This is a genomic window from Streptomyces sp. NBC_01707 (assembly GCF_041438805.1).
In the GTDB taxonomy this organism is placed as follows: domain Bacteria; phylum Actinomycetota; class Actinomycetes; order Streptomycetales; family Streptomycetaceae; genus Streptomyces.
Genome location: NZ_CP109190.1, coordinates 4,063,095 through 4,085,929, shown reverse-complemented (window position 1 = coordinate 4,085,929; position 22,835 = coordinate 4,063,095). Strand labels below are relative to the sequence as shown.

Here is a 22,835-nt window from a genome sequence, read left to right as displayed (position 1 = left end):
CACCCGGACGTGGTGCGAGTGCGGTGAGCGCTCCGGTGCGGTGGTCATGAGGAGGTTTTCAGGGCGGCGAGCCTGGCCTCGACCTCCGCGCTGTCGCCCAGGCTGTCGAGCTGCTCGAACTGGGCGTCCAGGGAGGACGCGGCGAGTTCCTGCTTGCCCATCGCCTTCGCCTCCTCCCGCCGCACCTTGTCCTCGAACCGGCCGAGTTCACTGGTCGGGTCGAGAACATTGATGTTCTTGACGGAGTCCATCATCTGATTCTGTGCCTGGGCCGACTTGGCACGGGCGACCAGCTCGTCCCGCTTGGACTTCAGCTCCGTCAGCTTCGACTTCATCTGGTCCAGGCCGGACTTGAGCTTGTCCACCACCACCGTCTGCGACGCGATGGTCGGCTCCGCGGTCTTCGCCTCCTTCTCCGACTGGAGCTGACGGCCGAGGGCGACCTTGGCCAGGTTGTCGAACTTGTCGGCCTCCGCCCCCGATCCGGCGGCTCGTAGCTCGTCCGCCTTGCGACTGGCCGCGAGGGCCTTGTCGCCCCACTCCTTGGCCGCGTCGACATCCTCGCGGTGGTCCTGTTCCATCAGCCGCAGATTGCCGATGGTCGCCGCCACCGCCTGCTCGGCCTCGGAGATGTTCGCCGTGTAGTCGCGGATCAGCTGGTCCAGCATCTTCTGCGGGTCCTCCGCCTGATCCAGCAGAGCGTTGATATTGGCCTTCGCCAGCTGGGTGACGCGGCCGAGGATGGTCTGCTTGGTCATGGCACCTCTCCTTTGTATGGACACTACGAACGCGGTACGGACCGTGGGCTCCCTCCCCGTGCATGCTCTGCCGATGGTTCAGAAGCGGCCGCCGCCGCCCCGTCGGCCGCGAGTGCCCCCGCCGCCGAAGCTGCCGGGGCCACCGCCTCCCCCGAATCCGCCTCCGCCGAATCCGCCGCCGAACCCTCCTCCGTAACCCCTGCCGCCCCCGCCGCCCAGGAGTCCGCCGAGGATGATCCCGCCGAGAACCGCGCCGCCGACCCCGCCGCCCCCTCCTTGTACACCGCCCGGGCCGTTCGGGTTCCCGTACGCCCGCACATCCTCTTCGGCCAGGCTCCGCGCCTGTCCGGCCAGCGAGTCGGCCTGATGAGCCTCGGCCAGCGCACCCTGTGGATCGTCCGTGCCGGACAGCTCCCTGGCCTGCTCCAGCCGGCGCTGGGCCTCCGCGAGCCGGGTCCGGGCCTGGCTGCCGACAGCCCCCCGATTCGTCGTGATGTAGTCCGCAGCTGCAGCGATCGCCGAGCGCGAGGTGAGCATCGCCTGGTCGAACAGGGCCCGGGCCCGACGGTCACCCTGCTCCCGTTCGCGGGCCCCGGCCAGCGCCTCGTCCAGCGCGGCATCGGCCTCCTCCACCCTGCGCAGCGCATCGATCGGGTCGTAGCGGCCGGCCTGCAGCTCCCTGTTCACATCGCTCAGTACCGACTGTGCGCGGGCGATCCGCCCCCGCAGGTCCGCGGTCGACACCCCCTCCGAGGTGCCTTCCAGCAGCCCGCCCGCATCGGCCAGATCGGTCTCCGTCTCGGTGAGCGCGGCCGGCAGTTCGGCCGCCGCCTCCGCGAGTTCCCGGGCGCGCCGGTCCACGGCGTCGACGAGCGTGGTCGCCTGGTCGACCGCGCCCTCGGCCGCCCGGACGTACACCGCCGCCGCCGCGTTGTTCCCCCCGTCCACCGCCTGCCTCGCCTGGTTGAGGCTGGAGGTCGTGAAGACGAGTCGGTCCTTCGCCTGTTCGATGTCGCCCGCGACGGAGGAGGAGGCCGAATCCGCGTACCGCCCGCGCATCGAGGTGAGGGAGGTCTGGGCCGCCGAGACCCGGCCCGCGAGCGCACGGAACGCGGTCTCGGCTGTGGCAAGCGCCTGTGGAGCGTTGCGTTCCAGCGCGCGCAGCCGGTCGAAGTCCTCGGATACGGCATCGAGACGTGCATTTGCCCCCGTGCAGCGGTTGATGATCTCGTTCAGCATCCGGCGACGCGTCGCATCGTCCTCCGGGAATGCATCGTCCAGCTGCTGACGCAACCGGAACGCGGCCGTCAGCTCGCCTTTCGCGAACGTGACGGCCTCGGTGAACGGGGCGGCGGCCTCGTCCCCGAACTGCGCGGTGGCGAATCCGAGTTCCTCCTCGCTGGTGCGGACGGCGTCATCCGTCTCCACCAGCGCCTGTTTGGCGTAGGCATCGAGGTCCGGCAGCGGAGTCGGCGGCGAGGGGGATCCGCCCGACGGCGCGGCGCCGTGTCCCCAGCCGGTCGCCCCGGGTGTGGTGCGGGTCGTGGTGCGTCGTTTCCGGCGGGTGTACGCATAGGCGGCGACCGCTCCCGCCCCGCCGACCAGGACCACGGGAAGGATCAGGTCCCCGGTGCTCGTCCCGCCGGAACTGCCCGTTCCGGGATCGTCGATGCCGGGTGTGACGGCAGGGGTGGGCACAGGTTTCCCGGCCACCACGGCGGCGTAGCCCTTGGCCGCCCCGATCGCGGCGCCCGCCCAGTCGTTCTGCTTGAGGGCCGGCTCGATGGCCGTGCTCGCCACGTCCCGCAGCTGGGAGTCGGTGAGGCGGGAGCCCGGGTCCACGGTGTACGCGTACCGCCGGTCGTGCGTGGCCACGGCGAGCAGCACGTCGTCGAGACCCAGACCGTTCTTGTCGGCCGTCTCATCGGCCCAGTTCTGCGCGGAACGGCCGGAGAAGTCCCGTACATAGACGACGAAGAGCTGGATGCGCCGGTCTGCATAGAGACGGTCGAGTGCGGCGACCACCTGGCCCCGGCGGTCGCCGAGCGCACCCACCTTGTCGGTGATCTGCCCGTCCCGGGACAACGTGACGGGGGCGTCGGCGCGAGCGGCCGGCACAGCGGCAAGGGCCAGCCAGCACACCGCCACCAGCAGGGTGACGAGGGCCCGGCCCGGTATGAGAATCCGGGTACGGCTCACGAGCTGCATCACATCTGTGAGGCTATGTCCACCCTCAGTCACCCGCGACCCGGCGCCCCCCGGGGAACCGTGAGGCGGCCGACGCCGCCGTGGGTCCTACGGCAGCCGCCGTGGGGGATCGACGACCCCGTCGTACAGACGCATCCGCCACCACACCTCGCGCCGCCACGGATCGCCGGCCGCGCGCGGATCGGGCAGGGTCCGGCGCAGCAGCTGCGCATCGATCCGGGCGATGCGGCGCCCCAGCTCGGCCTGCGGCCGTGGTGCAAGCGCGGCCAGGATGTCGCCCAGCACATCCCGGGCATGGGTCACGTCGTCCAGCGAGCAGCCGCGGCAGGGGCAGTCGGCGAGGCCGGGATACAGCGTGCGTCCGGGGAGGCGGAAGAAGGAGCAGCAGCGTGCCAGGGCCGCTTCTGTGACTCCCGGGAAGATCTCGTACAGATCGCTCTCACACTCCACGCGACGGATCGCTGCGCTGGTGGCGAGGGAGAGCCGATGGATTCTGCCCGGCTCGGACAGCCATCCCGGCGTCCTTCGCTCGGCGGCGCGCAGCGCGCCGGGCCGCCTACGCGGCATCGGCCTTTCGGCGGTGGGACATCATGCCGGTCATACTGCCACGGCACACCGACGATCAGGGGGTGAGCGGAGTGCGTTCGCATATGAAGGGCAAGGCCGGCGCCGTGCGGAACTGGGTGGCCCGGTTCCGCTGGAGTCAGTGGTGGCGTACCTGGCCGCGGCGGATCGCGCTGGGACTCGTCCTGGTGATCGTGGTTCCGCTGCTCACCGCGGGTGTCGTCCTGCGGCTCAACTACTCCGGAGACCCGGGCGACGACACCCGTACCCGTGGCCGTGATGCAATCTGGCTCGGGCACGCCTGGGTCGACGGACGCAAGAACGACAGGGACCTGGACGCGTTCGCCGAGCGGATCCGCGGGACGGGGATCAAGGACCTGTACGTCCATGCAGGACCTCTGGAACACAACGGCACACTGCCCGTGACCGGCTATCCGAAGGCCCGGTGGCTGCTCGATGCCGTGCATCGCACCCTGCCCGGCATCCGGGTGCAGGCCTGGCTCGGGGACGTGCTCGCCACGGAGGGACCCGCCGGTCTGCGCCTTGAACGGGGCGCGTCCCGCGCAGCCGTGGTCGGGTCCGCGCGGCAGATCCTCGATGCCGGTTTCGACGGTGTCCACTTCGACCTCGAACCTCTGCACTCCGGCGACCGGTACTACCTCTCGCTCCTCGACGACCTGCACGTCCTTACGAAGGCCCGCAGGGCCACGCTCTCCGTCGCCGCTCACCAGATCGACCCGCTGCCCGCCGCGCACAGTGTCGTGGGCACGCTCAGCGGCAGTCCCAAGTGGTGGTCGCAGAGGTTCTTCGGGCAGGTGGCGCGGCGCGTCGACCAGATCGCCGTCATGTCGTACGACACCTGGATGCCGCTGGAGGGCATGTACGGCGGTTACGTCGCCGAGCAGACCGCGCTCGCCCTGGAGGTGACGCCCCCGGGAACCGATCTCCTGATGGGACTGCCCTTCTTCCACGAGGACGACCTCGGCCACCATGAGGCGGCGGAGACGGTTCCGGCCGCGGTCCGCGGCACCAGACTGGGTCTGGCGCGCACGGACCGCGGCCGGGAACGGTTCGGAGTCGCGCTCTATGTCGACTTCGCGGCGCGGGACGGCGACTGGGCGGCGTACCGGGAGGGATGGAACTGACCCCGGAACGGCCTTTGCCTCACGCCGCCGCGGGTCAGATGGAGAACTGCTCCTTGGCGAGCAGCGGACGCACGTTCGACCGGAAACCGCCCGTCCGGAAAGGCCGTTGGAGCAGCCCCGGGCGGATCGCCTGGGCCAGTGCCGCGGCGATCATGCCCTGGTCGAGGGCGAGCATGAAGTCACTGACCCGTCCGGTGCGGACATTGACGGAGTCCCGGAAGCCGAGGCCCTCGTGGTAGGCCCCGAAGTCGCGGTCGAGCGCCCGTAGGTTGGCGACCGCCTCGCCCGGTGCGTACGGCAGGGCGAGGAACGACGCATGCGGGGTGACCACACCGTTGGTGAAGGCTGACGCGGGCGGCAGCGGAGCGCCGTCCGTGGTGTACGTGCGATCGGTGTTGGAGGCATAGCCGTCGACCTGCATGCCGATGGCGTCGACACCGTACTCCTGGTACCCGCCCTCGGGAATGTTGGCGGGGGAGAAGCCCCAGTACCCGTACTCCGCCTCCTCCATACCGTGTTCGATCTGGCTGCGGACGTAACGCTGGTGGGTGAGACCCCAGGACTGCGGTGACCACTCCGCCTCCGGCACGAACAGCGGCACCATCAGCGCCTCGAACATCGAGCCGCCCCAGCTGGGCACGATCTTCCGGCCGCGGTGCGTGTAGTGGCCCTGCCACACCCGGATACCGTCCATGTCGACGTACGAACCCTGCGGATGCTGTTCCTGCTCGTTCTCGGGAACCATCGTGCGCAGCAGGTGCCAGTAGTGGTCGGCGGGCAGCGAGCCGTCCGCGATGCCCAGATAACTGGCCATGCGGGGCTCGGTGTTGAGCGCGCCGTAGTGGTGCCCGGTGGGCTCCTCGGTGTCGGGCCAGAAGCCGCCGCGCAGCTGGCCGGGGCCGGCGACCGGGTCGGCCGGGTCGTACGGCGTGTAGTAGTACGACCAGTCGGCGGTCGCCAGCATCCTGGCGACGCGGGGGCGCAGTGCGGGTGAGGCGTCGGCGGCGATGCGCAGGCCGGTGATCAGCCAGGCGTTGTCGACGGAGGAGAGGAACGGACGGACCGGGTCCCCGGTGCCGGGCCACTCGGTCAGCACCGAACCGTCGTGCGCGTCGTACCAGTTGAGCCAGAAGCCGTGGTGGCGCTCCAGCTTCTCCACGGTCCGGACGGTGCGCTCCAGCCTGCGGTGCATCGTGGCTTCGCCGATCACGCCGAGACCGGCCGCGGCGACGGTCGACCAGAGGCCGCAGCCGATATTGGTGGGCGACGTCTGGCGGGACTGGACGGGGTCGCCGGAGCTGCTGACGTCGATCTTGTCCGTGGCCAGACCGAGGTCGGTCGTCATGGCCTCGATCGAGTGATACGTATCCCGGAACCAGCGCAGCAGCAGCGGTGTATCAAGGGCATGAACAGGTTGCGCGGCATGCGCGGATCGAACGGAACGAGCGGCCGGCACGGTGGCCGGGGACGCCGCAGACTGCGCGGCGCTCGCGGAGGACGCGGATATGGCCCCCAGCGACAGGGCGGCAGCCCCGGTCCCTGTGGCGGTGATGAATGTGCGACGGTCCATGAAGATCCAGCTCCCAGTGGCAGAAGGGGGAAGGGGGAATTTCGTGGCGTGCTCGACGCGGCAGTGGAGAGACCGCCGCGGGTATGGCTGCGGCGGTGGCGCCGTTGTGGGGTATGGCCGTCGGCGCGGCCGAGGCCGTGGGGCTTCGGCCGCGCTGAACGGAGCAGCACGGGGACCGGCGGCCGTCAGGTTCCGTCGGCTCCTGTGCTGAACGGGGCCGTCAGGTGGCTCCCGGTCTGTGGGGTGCCGTCAGTCGGCGATGCGCGGCAGTGTGCGGGTGCGGCCCATCTCGCCCAGCCAGACGGCGGACGGCTTCGGCAGGCGCTCGAAGGTCTCCGGGTCCCAGCCGATCAGGCCGAAGGTGGGCTTGTAGGAGCCCCACTCGTAGTTGTCGAGAGCGCTCCACGCCAGGTAGCCCTGGATGTTGAGGCCGTCCTGCAGCGCGGCGGCGACCTCGTTCAGCGCCCCGGTGTAGTAGTCGATGCGACGGCTGTCGTCATCGGTCGCGATGCCGTTCTCGGTCACGATCAGCGGTACGTCGCCGCCGACGACCTCGGCGGTGTGGCGCAGCGCGTAGCCCACCGCGGACGGGTAGTACTCCCACTGCGTAAGGGTGCGCTCGACGCCGTCGGCCGCCGGGATCGGGCCGTCGGCTCCGATCTTGGTACGGGTGTAGGACTGGACGCCGATCCAGTCGTCGCCGCGGGATGCCTCGATGAAGACGTCCTCGCGCGGGTGGCGGTACGCGGTGGTGACGTCCTCGGCGCCGGGCAGGGCCTGGTAGACCTGGTTGGCGATGGTCCAGCCGACCTGGATGCCGGCGTTGATCGCCCTGACCTCCTTGACGGCCGCGTGGTGGGCGGCGATGACGGCCTGGGTGGTCTCGTCGTCCGGAGTCGGCAGACCCGCCGGCGGGAAGCTGTTGTCGCCACGCTTGGCCTGGCCGGCCATCACGGCGATCATGTTGGGCTCGTTGATGGTGCAGACGTGGCTGACGTCCTGGCCGATCACCGGTGCGCAGGCGGCGACGTACCGGGCGAAGAGCTCGGTGGCACCTTCGGCGGTCCAGCCGCCGCGCGCCTCGAACCACTGCGGCACGGTGAAGTGGTGCAGCGTGATCATCGGACGCAGGCCGCGCGAAACGGCGCCTTCGACCATGCGGCGGTAGTGGGCGAGCTCGGCCCGGGAGAACCGGCCCTCGGCCGGCTCGATGCGCGCCCACTCGATGGAGAACCGGTAGTCGGTGAAGCCCAGTCCGGCGAGCACGTCCATGTCCTCGTGCCAGCGGTGGTAGCTGTCGCAGGCGTCCAGGCTGGGCTCCTGGATGTGGGTGCCCGCGGCGTGCTCCTTCACCCACCAGTCGCTGTTGGTGTTGTTGCCCTCGATCTGGTGGGCGGCCGTGGAGGCACCCCACAGGAAGCCTTCGGGGAACGGGACCTGGGTGTGAGTCATCGCAAGATGTCTTTCTGGTGCGTGAAGGGGGGCGGCCGTCGGGGGTACGGGGTGCGGCCTGGTACGAGTCGGTGGGGCGGGCTACTTCATGCCCGCCGTGGCGATGCCCTGGGTGAAGTGCCGCTGCAGTGCGATGAACAGGATCAGCACCGGCAGCACGACCAGGAACGCTCCGGCCATCAGCATGCCGTTGGAGCCACCGGCCTTGTTGGGGTCCGTGGCGAACGTCGCGAGCGCGACCGGAAGGGTGTATTTGTCCGGGTCGTTGGTCGCGATCAGCGGCCAGACGAAGTTGTTCCAGGAACCGAGGAAGGTGAAGATCGAGAGCGTTGCGAGGGCGGGCTTCACCAGTGGCATCACGATCCGCCAGAAGATGTACCACTCGCCGGCGCCGTCCATCCGGGCCGCTTCCAGCAGCTCGTCCGGGATCGACTGCATGAACTGCCGCATCAGGAAGACACCGAAGGCTCCCGCGGCGAAGGGCAGCACAAGTCCCGCGTAGCTGTCGATCAGTTGGAGCCTGCTCATCAGCACGAAGAGCGGCAGCAGCATCAGGTTGCCGGGCACCATCAGGGCGCCCAGGACCAGCCCGAAGATCTTGTTGCGGCCGACGAAGTTCAGCTTGGCCAGGGCGTAGCCGAGCATCGAGCAGAACACCAGGTTCGAGACGGTGACCAGCACCGCCACGATGACGGAGTTCATGAAGTACAGCGGCAGATCGAGCTTGTCGAGCAGCTCCCGGAAGTTGTCCAGGGTCCACTCGGTGGGGATCCACACGGGTGGGCTGGCCGACAGTTCGCTCGACGTCTTGAAGGCCGAGAGCGCCATCCAGAGGAACGGTGCGGACATGATCAACAGACCGACCGCGAGCAGGACGTAGATCAGCAGCCGCTTCGGCTTCCGGGTCCTCTTCACTCCCGGGGGCCTGATCGGCTCCGTCGACGGCGCCGTCGGGACGGCGCCGGGTGCACGGGTGGCGCTCATTTCGTGTTGTCCTTCAGCAGTCGGAGCTGGAGCACAGTGATGCCCATGATCACTACGAAGAGGACATATGCCATGGCGCTCGCGTAGCCCATGTGGAAGAAGTTGAAGCCCTCGCGGTACATGTTCAGTGAGACGGTGAGGGTGGAGTCCGAGGGGCCGCCCTGCGTCATCACGAACGGTTCCTCGAAGACGTTGAGGTAGCCGATGGTGGTGATGACGGTGGCGTAGAGCAGCGTCGGCCGCAGCAGGGGCACGGTGATCCTGCGGAACTCGTGCCAGACACCGGCGCCGTCGAGCTTCGCGGCTTCCCGTACCTCGGTGGGAATGGCCTGCAGTCCGGCGATGAAGAGCACCATGACCGTGCCGACGTTGCGCCATACCGCCATGGCGATCATCGACGGCATCGCCAGTGTCTCGGAGCCGAGGAAGTCCGGAGGGGTGAGTCCCACTTCGGTGAAGAGCCCGGCGATCAGCCCGTCGCTCGGGTCCAGGACGAACCGCCAGACCACGGCGACGGCGACGATGGTGGTGACCACCGGGGCGTAGAAGCCGACCCGGAAGAAGGTCCGGGCCCGGTCGATGCCGTTGTTCAGCAGCACCGCGACGACCAGCCCGAGGAAGATCGTCAGGGGGACGCCGATGACCACGAAGTACGCCGTGTTGAAGAGCGACTTGAGGAACTTCTCGTCGCCGAACAGATTGACGTAGTTCTCGAAGCCGATGAAATTCACGTCCAGCGGGTGCGTGACATTGCGCAGCCCGAAGTCGGTGAAACTCATCAGCAGGGTGGCGAGGATCGGGAACGCCATGAAGACGGTGAAGAGGACGAGGAAGGGAGTGGAGAACAGCCAGCCGGCAGCGTTCTGCACACCCATCGACGACCTCTTGCCACCCCGGCGCTCCTGGGGCCCGGCGGCCGGGGACTGGGAGGTCCCCGGCCCGGCCTGCACCTTGGCCGGCTCTGCGGCCTTTCCGGTCGTGGTGCTCATGGCTCCTACTTCACGAGGCCTTCGATCTGGGACTGCGCCGTCTTCAGCGCGTCCTCGGCGGAAGCCTTGCCCTGGGTGACCTTCGCGATGGCCTGGTCGACCTTGTCGGTGATCTCGGTCCACTTGGCGAGCGAGGGAGCGGCCTTGGCGGTGTCCATCTGCTTCTTGAAGACCTGGAGGTCGGCGTCGCCAGCGAGGGCTCCGGAGGTCCAGGCCGCGGTGTTGGCGGGCAGGTCCTTGGTGCGCTTGTACCAGTCGGCCTGGCCCTTGGCGTCGGTCAGGTACTTGATGAACTCCGTGGCAGCGGCCTTGTGCTCACTGTCCTTGGAAACCACCAGGGAGGAGCCGCCCGCCATGGAGACGGAGGACTTGTCGGCGGGGACGTTGGCCACCGCCCACTTGCCCTTGATCTGCGGCTGGCCCTCGTTCAGCAGGGTGACGTGCCAGGGGCCGCCGAAGAACATCGGGACGCGGCCGTTGCCGAAGTCCTTCACCACGTCGTAGCCGGGCGCCACGGACTTGTTGGAGAGGCCCTTGTCGAAGTACGTGCCGTACTCCTTGAGCGCCTTGACGGCCTCGGGGCTGTCGATGACGGCTTCGCCCTTGTCGTCGACGATCTCGCCGCCGGCCGAGTAGAGGAAGGAGTAGAAGTTCTGCACCGTGTCCAGGCCACTGGGCTGGATGGACAGGCCCCACTTGGTACCGGCCTTCTTCTGGTACGCGGTGGCGAGGTCCTGCATCTCCTTCCAGTTGGTCGGGGCCTTGTCGATGCCGGCCTTCTCGGCCAGGTCGGTGCGGTAGTAGAGGACGCGGGTGTCGACGTACCACGGCACGCCGTACGCGGTGCCGTCCACCTCACCCTGATTCCAGCCGGACGGGAAGAAGTCCTCCTTGTCGAAGGTCTTGGTGTCCACCGGCTCCAGGACACCGAGTTCGGAGAACTCGCCCATGTAGCTGCCGCCCATCTGCGCCACGTCCGGCATGGTGCCGGCGGCGGCCGCGGAGACGAGCTTCTGGTGGGCGACGTCCCAGCCGACCGGGGTGACCTTGACGGTGATGTTCGGGTGCGACTTCTCGTAGACCTTCGCCACATCCGCGAGCTTCTCGCCCTCGGCCCCCATGGCCCAGACGGTGAGCGTCTGCTTCTTGTCCGCGGCGACGTCGGCACCGGAACTGCCGCATGCAGTGATACCGAATGCGAGCGCGACTGCGATACCGACCGAAGCGGTTCTGGCGGTGCGGGACATGGAGGGCTCCTCCTCGAGCAATCCGGATGTATGCGCTGCCTGTAAGCGCATACATCACTCTGCGACACGGATTCGGAGATGCGCAAGGGGGTGCTAGGTCACACTCGTGCAACGTGCCCGTCATCTGATTGTTCAACTTTGGAACGGTAAACGGTGTGTTTGGGAATATGGAAAGGATGTGACCGATTTCGTGCAGGACCGCGCAGCCAGGGATGGGCGATATTGTCGTGATCATGACTTCGTTTGCGCATGATCTCCCGTTCGATCCGTCCTACGGGTACACGCGGGACGAGCTCCTGAGCGTCCCCGCGCCCGCGGCCCCGGATGATTTCGCGGCCTTCTGGCGAGCCCGCCACGATGAGGCCCGCAAGGTTGCCACGGAGCCGGAGATCGGTCCGCTGGAGGACGAGCGGGACGGGCTGCGGATCCATGGTGTGACGTTCACCTCCGTGGGCGGGATCCGGCTCGGCGGCTGGCTCGCCCGGCCCGCGGAGGGCGCCGCGGAGCACGGGTTCGTCATCGGCCACGGGTACGGGGGCCGGCAGGAGCCGGGGGCCGATCTGCCCCTGCCCCTGCCCCGGTCCGCCGTGATCCTGCCCTGCGTGCGTGGCATGGGCGGTCGCGGTCTGTGGCCGGGCATCCCCGATGTGGCCGACGTGCACGTGCGTCACGGCATCGAGTCGCGTGACACGTACGTCATCGGCGACTGCGTGGCAGATCTGTGGTGTGCCGCGTCGGCGCTGCACGAACTCGTTCCGGAGCTGGCTCCCGGGGGTGCTCCGGGGGCTCCCCGGCTCGGCTACCTCGGGGAGAGCTTCGGCGGCGGGCTCGGTGCGCTGGCCCTGCCGTGGGACGACCGGTTCGGTGCCGCGCAGCTGACGGTGCCCACGTTCGGCAACCACCCGTTGCGGCTCACACTGCGGTGCGTCGGCAGCGGTGAGTCGTTGCGCGCGTATCACCGGGAGCATCCCCAGGTCACCGAGGTGCTGCGGTACTTCGACGCTGCGACGGCCGCCGCGCAGCTGAGGCTGCCGACACTGGTGGCGGCGGCGCTGTTCGATCCCTCGGTGCCGCCGCCCGGCCAGTTCGCCGTACACAACGCGCTCGCCGGACCGCGTGAACTGCAGGTGCTGAGTGCGGGCCATTTCGAGCACGAGGGGCTTGCCGGGGAGGCGGCGCGGCTGCGGGGGAACCGGGAGCGCTTCTTCCGGGCGCATCTGGGCTAGAGGGCGTCGGGGGCGTCGGGCCGGCCGGACCGGGCTCGCACGTCCACGCATGCACCACTGACGGGTCGACCTGTCCGCACGCTCCGGACGCGCCGGGCTCCGTGGCTCGTCCGGGGTGGGTGGAGCAGTCGCAGCCGATTCGGCGGGCTCAGCCGCAGCCGCAGCTCGCCCTGCGGGCCAGGGACACCGGGAGCATCAGCGACACCGGCTCGCGTTCCCGGTCGCCCAGGCGCTGCACGAGCAGTTCCACGGCCTGCTCGCCCAACTGCCGGATCGGCTGCCGTACGGTCGTCAGCGGCGGCCGCACGATCCGGCTCAGCGGGATCCCGTCGAACCCGGTCACGGCGAGATCCTCGGGCACCCGCACCCCGCGCCGTTCCAGCGCGCGCAGGGCGCCCACCGCCATCTGGTCGTTGGCGAACAGCATGGCCTGCGGGCGTTCGGTGTCACTCAGGCCCGCGTACCGGTCGAGCATGGCTTCCGCCGTCCGGGCGCCTTCGGCCTGCGTCATCATCCCGGCGCGCATGTCCGGTGCGTCCGGCACCGGGAGTCCGGCGTCGCGGCAGGCCTCCTGGAAGCCGCGGAACCGCGCCTCGGCGTCCGGTGACGCCACCTCGCCCCCGATGAAGGCGAGTCTGCGCAGTCCGTGGTCCTCGATCAGATGGCGAGCCAGTTCGCGTTCGCCGTCGGCGTTGGCCACGACGATGTGGTCGAGGTGGTCGATCTCGCGCGGTCCGGCGAGCATCACCACCGGCAGCCGGCGCGAGATCACTTCGAGGTCCTCGGTCGGCACGGTCTGCGCCAGCACCGCGAAGCCGTCGACGCGGCCGGCCACCTTCGCGACAAGGCTCTCGGGTCCGCCCTCCAGCGACGCGGCGATCAGCAGCGCGTACCCGTGTCGCCGTGCCGCGCGTTCCATGCCGCGGATGATCTGGTCGGAGTAGAGCATCACCGCGTCGTCGGCGTCGCTGTCGGCCTCCGCGTCGGCCTCGGCGTCGGGGTCGGCGTAGTCGGGGAAGCAGAGCCCGAGCACCCCGGTGGTGCGGCTGGCCAGGCCCCGCGCGTTCCCGCTGGGTACGTATCCGAGCTCGCGGGCCGCGTCGAGAACCCGCTCGCGGGTCTGGGCACGCACGGAGTCGGGGTTGCGGTAGACCCGCGAGACCGTCGCAATCGAGACGCCCGACCGCTCTGCGACGTCGTACACCGTTGGGGCACTCACCCGAACCGACCCGTCCGCTTGTTCTTCCGTACCTGCACATTTTGAAAGCGCATTCACCCTAGATCGCGCGCCGCGCCGCGAGCAAGGCCACCGAGAATAGACAGGCAACCTTGCAAGATGGCCTGTACATCTTTTACGGTGGGCCCATGCAGGAGTCATCGTCCGAAACCACCGCCGCAGAGCCGGGCGGCGAGCCCGGCGCGGAGCAGGTCGCGACGCAGCTGGCGTCCGTCGTCAGCCGGCTGCTGCGCCGGCTGCGCACCACATCGTCGGACAGCCTGCTCACCCCGACCCAGCGTTCGGTGCTCGCCCGTCTCGACCAGGACGGCCCGACCACCACGGCCGCGCTGGCCCGTGCCGAGTACGTGCGGCCCCAGTCCATGCGGCTGACCCTCGGGGCGCTGGAGAGTCAGGGTCTCGTCGAGCGGGCGCCGGATCCTGCCGACGGCCGGAAGTCGGTCATGTCCATCACGGACGTCGGCCGGACCACGCTCGGCGCGGTCCGGGCCGCCAAGCACAACTGGCTCGCCGAAGCGATCGCCGCCGAACTCGACGGGGCCGAGCGCCGTACCGTCGCCGAGGCCACGGCTCTCCTGGACCGCCTGGTCGAGCGGTGACCGCCCCGGAGCCGATGGCGGCGGAGGCGGCCGCGGTGAGAGTGAAAGTTCGAGTGACATGCGACCGGTCGGCCCCGGAAGCGACCGTGGCGGACACCTCCGCCGCCGGCCGCCTCCCGGCCACTTCCTCCGGCCGTCCCGCAGTCACCGGCCCCGGTTTCAGCGCGCGCCTCACCGCGCCGCTGCTCCTCGGCTCCCTGCTCAACCCGCTCAACACCACCATGATCTCCACCGCCCTGGTGGCGATCGCCCACACCTTCGGCATCGGGGCCGCCGACACCGCCTGGCTCATCTCGGTCCTCTACCTCGCCAGCGCCGTCGCCCAGCCCGTTCTCGGCAAGCTCGCCGACGCCCTCGGCCCCCGGCGCGTCTTCCTCGCCGGTCTGGTCGTCGTGATCGCCTCCGGTCTGGTCGGGACGTTCGCGCCGGGTTTCGGCTGGCTCATCGCATCCCGGTTGCTGCTCGGCATCGGTACGTCGGCCGCCTACCCGGCCGCCATGGCGGTGCTGCGCGACGAGTCCCGGCGGATCGGCCGCGCCACCCCACGTCCCGTCCTGGCCCGGCTCTCCTTCGCCGCGCTCGGCAGCGCCGCCATCGGGCCCACGCTCGGCGGGCTGCTCGTCATGGTCGTCGGCTGGCGGGGCATCTTCGCCGTCAACGTGCCCGTCGCCCTCATCGCACTCGGCTCCGCGCTGCTCTGGATCCCGGCGGATCCGCCGCGCACGCGTGAGGCCGACGGCCGCGTGCCCCGCGTCGACCTGGATCCGCTCGGCATCGGCCTCTTCTCCACCGCCTTGACCGTGCTGGTCTTCTTCCTGCTCGATCTCGCCCACCCGATGTGGTGGCTGCTCGCGCCCTTCGCCGCGCTGACCGGTGTGCTGGTGTGGTGGCAGCTGCGCCGCCCACGGCCGTTCATCGACCTGCGGATGCTCGCGAGCAACGCAGCGCTCGCCCGGACGTATCTGCGGCACGGACTGAGCTACCTGTTGATCTACTGCGTGATGTACGGATTCACGCAGTGGTTGGAAGAGGCACGCGGCTACTCCTCCGGCCACACCGGACTGCTGATGCTGCCGATGTCACTCGCCGCACTGGTCTGTTCGCTGCTCGGGGCCCGGACGAAGGGCATCCGCGGCCCACTCGCGCTGGCCTGTGTGCTGCTCACCGTCGGGTCCGGGGTGCTGATGTTCCTCTCCGGTTCCGCGCCGCTCGCCGTAGTGCTGCTCGCCGGGGCCTGCTTCGGCATCCCGCAGGGGCTGATCGGTACGAGCAACCAGGCCGCCGTCCAGGCGTACGCGCCGCCCGAGAGCATCGGGTCCGCCGCCGGACTCCAGCGCACCGCCCAGTACATCGGGGCCATCACCGCGTCCAGCCTGATCGCCCTCGCCTACGGCCGGTCGGCGAGCGACAGCGGGCTCCATCTCATGGCAGCGGTCTCGGTCGTACTCGGCCTGCTGCTGATCGTCCTGACCGTCACCGACCGCGCCCTGCGCACCCGCACCTGACCACCACAGGCACCATCCATCCCCCTCAGAGGAGCGCCATCATGACCGCCACCACCCTGGACCCGAAGACCGCCCTGGTCGTCGTCGATCTTCAGAAGGGCATCGTCGCCCTCCCTACCGCCCACCCCGCCGCCGACATCATCGCGAACTCCGCGACCCTCGCCGACGCGTTCCGCGCCAAGGGTCTCCCGGTCGTTCTGGTCCGGGTCACCGGCGGCGCCCCCGGCCGCACCGAGGGCGCCCCGCGTTCCGGGCAGCCGGCCGCCGATTGGGCCGACATCGTCCCCGAGCTCGGCCCGCGCGACGGCGACATCGTGGTCACCAAGCAGCAGTGGGGCGCCTTCTACGGCACCGACCTCGACCTTCAGCTGCGCCGCCGCGGTGTCACCCAGGTCGTGGTGACGGGCATCGCCACCAGCATCGGCGTGGAGTCCACCGCCCGGGCCGCGAACGAGCACGGCTACAACGTCACCGTCGTCACGGACGCGGTCACCGACATGGACGGCGGCGCCCACGACAACAGCATCGAGAAGATCTTCCCGCGGCTCGGCGAGACGGACACCACCGAGGCGGTCGTCAAGCTGCTCGGCTGAGCCCCCGTCGAGCGGGCCGGGCTCGGCGCGAGCGCGGTCAGGGGGCGTCCCGGCGTCGGCCGATCTTGTTCCCCAGCCACACCAGTGGGTCGTACTTGCGGTCCACCGCGCGCTCCTTCAGCGGGATCAGCGCGTTGTCCGTGATCTTGATGTGCTCGGGACACACCTCCGTACAGCACTTGGTGATGTTGCAGTAGCCCAGCCCGTGCTCCTCCTGCGCCGTCGCCTTCCGGTCGAGTCCCGACTCGGCAGCGGCGTCCAGGGGGTGCATGTCCAGCTCGGCGACCCGCATCAGGAAGCGCGGTCCGGCGAACGCCGTCTTGTTCTCCTCGTGATCGCGGACCACGTGGCAGGTGTCCTGGCACAGGAAGCACTCGATGCACTTGCGGAACTCCTGCGAGCGGTCCACATCGACCTGCTGCATCCGGTAGTCGCCCGCCTTCACCCCTTCCGGCGGTACGAAGGCGGGCACTTCCCGCGCCTTGATGTAGTTGAACGTCACGTCCGTCACCAGATCGCGGACCACCGGGAACGCCCGCAGCGGAGTGACGGTGATCGTCTCCTCCCGGCCGAACACCGACATGCGGGTCATGCACATCAGCCGCGGCCGTCCGTTGATCTCCGCACTGCACGAACCGCACTTGCCCGCCTTGCAGTTCCAGCGCACCGCCAGATCGCCCGCCTGGGTGGCCTGGATCCGGTGGATGATGTCGAGGACGACCTCCCCGTCGTTCACCTCGACCGTGAAGTCCTCCAGGCCGCCGCCGTCGGGGTCCCCGCGCCACACCCTGAACCGTGCGTCGTAGCTGCTCACTCGTACAGCTCCTCTTCGGCGAGGTACTTGACCAGCTCCTCCTTCTCGAAGAGGGAGAGCAGATCCGGGCGGATGGGTTCGGTCGTCTTCCGTACGAGCTCGATCTGACCGCCCGGTCTCACGGCGGCGTCGTCGGCCAGCCGGCACAGCAGATTGGCCGGCCGCCAGGAGCGCTCCATCGTCGGACAGTCCTCGCGGGTGTGACCGCCGCGGCTCTCCGTGCGCTCCAGGGCCGCCCGGGCGATGCACTCGCTGACCAGCAGCATGTTCCGCAGGTCCAGCGAGAGGTGCCAGCCGGGGTTGAACTGCCGGTGCCCCTCGACGCCGGCGCGGTGCGCCCGTACCCGCAGGGCGGCCAGCTTCTCCAGGGCCTGTTCCATCTCGGGTGCCCGCCGGATGATGCCGACCAGGTCGTTCATCGTCTGCTGGAGTTCCTGGTGGAGGGTGTACGGATTCTCTGCCGTCGCCCCGTCCGCCAGGCTCTCCGCACTGAACGGACGCAGGGCCTCCGCCGCTGCCTCGTCGATCTGCTCGTCATCCACCTCGGGGGCGGCCGACAGTCCGGCGGCGTACCCGGCGGCGTGCAGTCCGGCCCGCCGGCCGAAGACCAGCAGGTCGGAGAGGGAGTTCCCGCCGAGCCGGTTGGAGCCGTGCATGCCGCCCGCGACCTCGCCCGCGGCGAACAGGCCGGGCACGGCGACAGCCGCCGCGGTGTCCGAGTCGACGGCGATTCCGCCCATCACGTAGTGGCAGGTCGGGCCGACCTCCATCGCCTCCGCCGTGATGTCGACATCCGCCAGCTCCTTGAACTGGTGGTACATCGAGGGCAGCCGCCGCCGGATCGTCTCTGCCGGCATCCGGGTCGACACATCCAGGAACACGCCGCCGTGCGGTGAGCCACGGCCCGCCTTCACCTCTGAGTTGATGGCGCGGGCGACCTCGTCGCGCGGCAGCAGCTCGGGCGGGCGGCGGTTGTGGTCCGGGTCCTCGTACCAGCGGTCACCCTCCTCCTCCGACTGCGCGTACTTCTCCTTGAACACATCGGGTACGTAGTCGAACATGAACCGCTTGCCCTCGGAATTGCGCAGTACGCCGCCGTCGCCGCGCACCGACTCGGTGACGAGGATGCCCTTCACCGACGGGGGCCAGACCATGCCGGTCGGGTGGAACTGCACGAACTCCATGTTCAGCAGGGGTGCGCCCGCCAGCAGCGCGAGGGCGTGGCCGTCGCCGGTGTACTCCCAGGAGTTCGACGTCACCTTGAAGGACTTGCCGATCCCGCCGGTGGCGAGGACGACCGCGGGGGCTTCGAGGACGAAGAAGCGACCGGACTCCCGCTCGTAGCAGAAGGTCCCGCTGACCCTCTCGCCGTCCTTCAGCACTCGGGTGACGGTGCACTCCTGGAAGACCTTCAGCCGGGCTTCGTAGTCACCGTGTTCGCGGTAGTCCTCCTGCTGCAGCGAGACGATCTTCTGCTGGAGGGTGCGGATCAGTTCCAGGCCGGTACGGTCCCCGACGTGTGCGAGCCGCGGGTACTCGTGGCCGCCGAAGTTGCGCTGGGAGATCTTTCCGTCCGGCGTACGGTCGAAGAGCGCACCCCAGGTCTCCAGCTCCCAGACCCGGTCCGGCGCCTCCTTGGCGTGCAGCTCCGCCATCCGCCACTGGTTGAGGAACTTCCCGCCGCGCATGGTGTCGCGGAAGTGCACCTGCCAGTTGTCCCCGGAGTTCACGTTGCCCATGGAGGCGGCGATTCCGCCCTCCGCCATGACGGTGTGCGCCTTGCCGAAGAGCGATTTGCAGATCACCGCGGTACGGGCGCCGCGCTCCCGTGCCTCGATGGCGGCGCGCAGACCGGCGCCTCCGGCACCGACCACGACGACGTCCCACTGCTGCCGTTCGAGCTCTGTCATTCAGAAAAACCTCGGATCGTCGAAGGCGCCGGAGGCGACGAGATACACGTAGAAGTCGGCGAGCGCCACGCTGATCAGGGAGGACCAGGCCAGCAGCATGTGATGGGCGTTGAGCCGGCCCACCCAGCCCCACAGCCGGTAGCGCACGGGGTGTTTGGAGAAGTGCCGCAGGCGGCCGCCGATGATGTGCCGGCAGGAGTGGCAGGACAGGGTGTACGCCCAGATCAGCGCGATGTTGACCAGGAAGATCAGGGAGCCGAGGCCCATGTGGCCCCAGGCGTAGTGCTCGTCACGGAAGGAGAGCACGGTGTCGTACGTGAGGATCCCGGCGACCGGCAGCGCGGCGTAGAAGAAGTACCGGTGGATGTTCTGCATGATCAGCGGGAAGCGGGTCTCGCCGGTGTACGTCGTGTGCGGCTCGGCGACCGCGCAGGCCGGAGGTGAGGCCCAGAAGCCCCGGTAGTAGGCCTTGCGGTAGTAGTAGCAGGTCAGCCGGAAGCCGAGCGGGAAGATCAGGATCAGCAGGGCGGGGGAGAGGCCCCACCAGCTGCCGAAGATCTCCCAGTTCGGGCCGTGCCGCATGGGGGCGCAGTTCTCCGCCAGGCAGGGCGAGTAGAACGGCGACACATAGGGGGCGGCGTAGTAGTCCGCGTTCGAGAAGGCCCGCCACGTCGAGTAGACGATGAAGGCGAGGAGCCCGCCCGCGGTCACCGCGGGCGCCAGCCACCAGCGGTCGGTCCGCAGATGCCGGGCGGCGATGGCGGCACGCGAGGCGCCGTGCACACCGGACGGCCGGGCGCGTGCGCCGCGCCGGGCCGGCCCCTTCAGTTCTGGTGGTTCCGTACCTGGTTCCGCACTTGGTTCCGTTCCGGTGGCCAAGGAACTCTCCTAGGGGGCGTGCCTGCCTCGGACGCCCAGACCCTCGTCGTCCGAGTCCGTCCACAGGGTGGCGTCGTACGGCGCCTCGGTGATCGTGATGACGTCGGTGACCGTGACGGCGTCGTCGGCGGGTTCGGTGCCACCGGCGGCTCCGGGCGGCCGCGGACCGGCTTCGGCCGTGCGCAGTTGCGCAAGGCTCCGCTCCAGCCGTCCGACGGTGCGGGCCAGGTCGTCGAGACAGTGCTGAACAGCTGTCAACTCGTCGTGCAGTGACATGACTTGCTCTCACCTCCGCGGTCGCGGGTGGCAATGCTCATGCGCATGCGAGTGTCGCGCGTCACATCTCCTTTGGGAAGAGAGCGGGCCGTTCCGTCTTGATCGGACGCTCCGCCGCCCGGGTGAGGTTCAGGGTCGGTGCGCCGTGTCTGCGCCGACTCTCGCGCGTGGGCACCTTCAGTGGATGAGCGGAATCAGTGTGATCAACTGCAAATGCCACTAAAAGCACAATCCGGCCCACCCGCGTGCGGGTGGGCTGGGCCGGCCCCGGAGGTATCAGCCATGTCCCAAGTCGGCGTCCCGCGCGGGACAGTCCGAAAGCGTCGCGTGTTCGCGCTCCTCGCGACGGGTGTGCTCACGATCCCCGCATTGGCCGGGTGCACCAGTTCGGACAGGGTGACCACCGTCGCCATCGTGGTGCCACAGGATGTCGCCGCCGCCGGCCGGGATGCGGTCGCCGACGGAGGCACGGTCAACTGGGCGATCGACGCGATGCCCACCACCTTGAACGCCTTCCAGGCGGACGCCGACGCCACGACCACGCGCATCACCGGGGCCCTGCTGCCGACGCTCTTCCCGCTGGACACCAAGGGCACCCCCCACATGAACTCCGACTACCTGGAATCGGCGAAGATCATCGAGCGCGAACCCAAGCAGGTCGTGCTCTACCGGCTCAACCAGCAGGCCGTCTGGAGCGACGGCCGGGAGATCGGGGCCCCCGACTTCGTCGCCCAGTGGCGCGCGCTGAGTGGCAAGGACTCGGCGTTCTGGACCGCCCGCAACGCCGGCTACGACCGGATCGAGCGGATCGAGCGCGGCAAGACCGACACGGAGGTCCGGGTCACCTTCGCCAAGCCGTACGGGGACTGGCGCTCCCTCTTCTCCCCGCTGTACCCGAAGCAGGTCACCAGCTCCCCGGCCGCCTTCAACGACCGAGCGCGCACCACCCTCGCGGCCACTTCAGGACCGTTCCGGCTGCGCAGCGTGAACAAGGGCGCGGGCACCGTCACCCTGACCCGCAACCCGCACTGGTGGGGCAGCCCGGCCAAGCTCGACTCGCTGGTCTTCCGGGCGGTCAAGCCGCAGGACCGGGTCCAGGCGCTGGTCGACGGCAAGGTCGACGTCGCCGACATCGACGCCGCGGCGGCGCACCGGGTCGTGGCAGCGGGGCGCGACAAGGGAGGGAACGGCCAGCCGCTCACCCACGGCCCGGGCTCCGAGATCGGCCCCGCCGCCGCACTGCGCTCCTGGGCCCTGGCGCACGGCTCCGACGAGAAGGCCGCGGCGGCCGCCCGGGCGAGCCGGGAGAAGACCCGGAAAGCCGCGGAGGTGTACGCCACCGAGCAGGACGGGCTGCGTGACTACGTCGTACGCAAGTCGCTGGAGCCCGCCTACACGCAGCTGGCGCTGAACGGAGAGTCCGGGCCGCTCGCCGACGAACGGGTACGCCGCGCGGTGGCCCGCGCCCTCAACCGTCAGGAGCTCGTCGACATCGTACTGGGGCCGCTCGGCCTGCCCGCCGCGCCGCTCGGCAGCCACCTGGCGCTGGCCGGGCAGCCCGGATACGAGGACAACAGCGACGCACTCGGCGAGCAGGACACCAAGAAGGCGCAGGCGCTGCTGGCCGACGCCGGCTGGACCCGGGGCGGCGCGGTGAAGAAGTCCGACGGCACGAAGGCGGGCAGCAAGGGCGAGAAGGTGAAGGGAGGCGAGCACGGCAAGGCGCAACCGACCGACAAGGCCACGAAGGCCGGCAAGAGCGACGACAACAAGCCCGGCGACGACAACAAGCCGCGCGAGGACGAGGACATCAGCCCAGGCCATGTCCTCGCGCCCGCCCCGGCCGCCGCCGTCCAGAGCGCCGCCCTGCTGCGCCAGGCCGATGCCTTCACGACCGCCCGTGCGGTCGCCGACACCGGCACCGCCGAGAGCGCCCGCGGCAAGGTCACCGGACAGAACCGCGGGCCGGGCGGTGCCGCCGGTGCCTATGCCCCCATGGGCACCGCGGCGCCGCAGGCTCCGGCCAAGGCCGCCGACTCCGTCCGCGACACGCTGGGCAAGGACGGCAAGTCGCTGACCTTGCGTTTCGTCCTGCCGTCCGGTCCCGGCTCGGAGTCTCTGCGGGCTGTCGGGGAGAAGATCTCGAGCATGCTCGATTCGATCGGCATCGGCACGGAGATCATCAAGGTGGCGGACGCCGGCTACTTCAAGGACCACGTCGCCTCGGGGGACTACGACCTGGCGCTGTACTCCTGGCCCGCCACCGCCTACCCGGCCACCGACGACCGGCCCATCTTCGCCAAGCCGGTGCCCGCCACCGACGGTTCGCTGCTCGTCGAGCAGAACTACACCCGCGTCGGCACGGACCACATCGACCAGCTCTTCGACGAGGCGCTCTCCGAGCTCGACGAAGGCGCCGCCCGGGACCTGCTGAAGCAGGCCGACGCCCGCATCTGGGCCACCGCTGCGTCGATCCCGCTCTATCAGCGTCCGCAGCTGGTGGCCACCGACCGGAAGCTCGTGAACGTAGGTGCCTTCGGCTTCGGAGTGCCCCACTACCAGGACATCGGTTTCAAGAAGCCGCAAGCGGCCGGTTCCCCCGCGAATCGTAAGAAGTAGCAGGTCAGAACCTCAATTGAAGCTCAGAACTGGCTCAAGTCCCTTGCCCGCCACGGTCCCGGCGGGCAAGGTCATGAGCACCTGTTGACCCGGGTAGCCGCTCCATCCCCCCACCTCTGAGAGCCCCCCACCCCGGAGCCCCAACTCCTAGCCCGCACCTCAGAGCCCCGCAGCTTCGGAGCCCCACCTCTGAAGCTGCTCAAGTCCAGAGTCCGTTCACCCCGTCCCGGGGACCATGGCCATGACCACCGGTGAAATTC

At 69.6% G+C, this 22,835-nt stretch carries 19 protein-coding genes; 6 read left to right on the top strand and 13 right to left on the bottom strand.

The window, feature by feature from the left end; genetic code table 11:
* Nucleotides 1–44: 44 nt before the first annotated feature.
* The 3 genes from OG963_RS18275 to OG963_RS18265 all read right to left on the bottom strand — a co-directional run bounded on the left by OG963_RS18275 (nt 45) and on the right by OG963_RS18265 (nt 3,533).
* A complete protein-coding gene (locus OG963_RS18275) occupies nt 45–758 on the bottom strand; it encodes a PspA/IM30 family protein (protein ID WP_093772859.1) in 714 nt (237 codons plus the stop codon).
* 78 nt (nt 759–836) lie between these two features.
* Entirely contained in the window at nt 837–2,966 is a 2,130-nt protein-coding gene (locus tag OG963_RS18270; protein WP_371800305.1) for a TPM domain-containing protein, read from the bottom strand.
* An 87-nt stretch (nt 2,967–3,053) separates the two neighbouring features.
* On the bottom strand, nt 3,054–3,533 hold the full coding sequence (locus OG963_RS18265) for a hypothetical protein (protein WP_218133083.1): 480 nt from the start codon (nt 3,531–3,533) through the stop codon (nt 3,054–3,056).
* A gap of 83 nt (nt 3,534–3,616) precedes the next feature.
* Here OG963_RS18265 and OG963_RS18260 point away from each other — a divergent pair, with 83 nt between their 5' ends.
* Nucleotides 3,617–4,675: a hypothetical protein gene (locus OG963_RS18260; protein WP_371126365.1), complete on the top strand. Its 1,059-nt coding sequence runs from the start codon at nt 3,617–3,619 to the stop codon at nt 4,673–4,675.
* A 34-nt stretch (nt 4,676–4,709) separates the two neighbouring features.
* Here OG963_RS18260 and OG963_RS18255 read toward each other — a convergent pair whose 3' ends face one another.
* The 5 genes from OG963_RS18255 to OG963_RS18235 all read right to left on the bottom strand — a co-directional run bounded on the left by OG963_RS18255 (nt 4,710) and on the right by OG963_RS18235 (nt 10,917).
* Entirely contained in the window at nt 4,710–6,245 is a 1,536-nt protein-coding gene (locus OG963_RS18255) for a glucoamylase family protein (protein WP_093772853.1), read from the bottom strand.
* Nucleotides 6,246–6,494: 249 nt separating this feature from the next.
* The gene (locus OG963_RS18250) at nt 6,495–7,697 is read right to left on the bottom strand and encodes a glycoside hydrolase family 1 protein (protein ID WP_371799242.1); all 1,203 of its coding nucleotides are present in this window, start codon (nt 7,695–7,697) and stop codon (nt 6,495–6,497) included.
* A gap of 81 nt (nt 7,698–7,778) precedes the next feature.
* A complete protein-coding gene (locus OG963_RS18245) occupies nt 7,779–8,681 on the bottom strand; it encodes a carbohydrate ABC transporter permease (RefSeq protein ID WP_093772849.1) in 903 nt (300 codons plus the stop codon).
* The gene (locus OG963_RS18240) at nt 8,678–9,670 is read right to left on the bottom strand and encodes a carbohydrate ABC transporter permease (RefSeq protein ID WP_093929455.1); all 993 of its coding nucleotides are present in this window, start codon (nt 9,668–9,670) and stop codon (nt 8,678–8,680) included. Before OG963_RS18240 ends, OG963_RS18245 begins: the two co-directional genes overlap by 4 nt.
* A gap of 5 nt (nt 9,671–9,675) precedes the next feature.
* Nucleotides 9,676–10,917, bottom strand: a complete 1,242-nt coding sequence (locus OG963_RS18235; protein ID WP_093772845.1) for a sugar ABC transporter substrate-binding protein — start codon at nt 10,915–10,917, stop codon at nt 9,676–9,678.
* Nucleotides 10,918–11,150: 233 nt separating this feature from the next.
* Between OG963_RS18235 and OG963_RS18230 the strand changes: the two genes are divergently transcribed.
* The gene (locus OG963_RS18230) at nt 11,151–12,143 is read left to right on the top strand and encodes an acetylxylan esterase (protein WP_093773389.1); all 993 of its coding nucleotides are present in this window, start codon (nt 11,151–11,153) and stop codon (nt 12,141–12,143) included.
* Between the two features lie 148 nt (nt 12,144–12,291).
* Here the strand turns inward: OG963_RS18230 and OG963_RS18225 are convergent, their stop codons facing one another.
* Nucleotides 12,292–13,362 carry a LacI family DNA-binding transcriptional regulator gene (locus OG963_RS18225; protein WP_093772843.1) on the bottom strand — a complete coding sequence of 357 codons (1,071 nt, stop codon included), beginning with the start codon at nt 13,360–13,362 and terminating at the stop codon, nt 12,292–12,294.
* A 146-nt stretch (nt 13,363–13,508) separates the two neighbouring features.
* Between OG963_RS18225 and OG963_RS18220 the strand changes: the two genes are divergently transcribed.
* The 3 genes from OG963_RS18220 (at nt 13,509) to OG963_RS18210 (ending at nt 16,077) form a co-directional block, all read left to right on the top strand.
* Nucleotides 13,509–13,979, top strand: a complete 471-nt coding sequence (locus tag OG963_RS18220) for a MarR family winged helix-turn-helix transcriptional regulator (protein ID WP_030915187.1) — start codon at nt 13,509–13,511, stop codon at nt 13,977–13,979.
* Nucleotides 13,980–14,065: 86 nt separating this feature from the next.
* Nucleotides 14,066–15,484: an MFS transporter gene (locus tag OG963_RS18215; RefSeq protein WP_256223433.1), complete on the top strand. Its 1,419-nt coding sequence runs from the start codon at nt 14,066–14,068 to the stop codon at nt 15,482–15,484.
* 41 nt (nt 15,485–15,525) lie between these two features.
* Nucleotides 15,526–16,077 (top strand): isochorismatase family protein, encoded by a 552-nt coding sequence (locus OG963_RS18210; protein ID WP_030915192.1) that lies wholly within the window; start codon nt 15,526–15,528, stop codon nt 16,075–16,077.
* A 37-nt stretch (nt 16,078–16,114) separates the two neighbouring features.
* On the opposite strand, the gene OG963_RS18205 is transcribed toward OG963_RS18210, so the two are convergent.
* From OG963_RS18205 to OG963_RS18190, 4 genes are read right to left on the bottom strand one after another with little or no spacing between them, the layout of a single operon-like run.
* Nucleotides 16,115–16,891, bottom strand: a complete 777-nt coding sequence (locus OG963_RS18205; protein ID WP_093772841.1) for a succinate dehydrogenase/fumarate reductase iron-sulfur subunit — start codon at nt 16,889–16,891, stop codon at nt 16,115–16,117.
* Nucleotides 16,888–18,801, bottom strand: coding sequence for a fumarate reductase/succinate dehydrogenase flavoprotein subunit (locus OG963_RS18200; RefSeq protein WP_093772839.1), 1,914 nt, complete (start codon nt 18,799–18,801; stop codon nt 16,888–16,890). The genes OG963_RS18205 and OG963_RS18200 overlap by 4 nt, the downstream gene beginning before the upstream one ends.
* Nucleotides 18,802–19,680, bottom strand: a complete 879-nt coding sequence (locus OG963_RS18195; RefSeq protein ID WP_030915201.1) for a hypothetical protein — start codon at nt 19,678–19,680, stop codon at nt 18,802–18,804. It abuts the gene before it with no gap.
* Nucleotides 19,681–19,689: 9 nt separating this feature from the next.
* The gene (locus OG963_RS18190) at nt 19,690–19,956 is read right to left on the bottom strand and encodes a hypothetical protein (protein WP_030915204.1); all 267 of its coding nucleotides are present in this window, start codon (nt 19,954–19,956) and stop codon (nt 19,690–19,692) included.
* A 282-nt stretch (nt 19,957–20,238) separates the two neighbouring features.
* Between OG963_RS18190 and OG963_RS18185 the strand changes: the two genes are divergently transcribed.
* Entirely contained in the window at nt 20,239–22,575 is a 2,337-nt protein-coding gene (locus OG963_RS18185; RefSeq protein WP_371799241.1) for an ABC transporter family substrate-binding protein, read from the top strand.
* Nucleotides 22,576–22,835 lie beyond the last annotated feature (260 nt).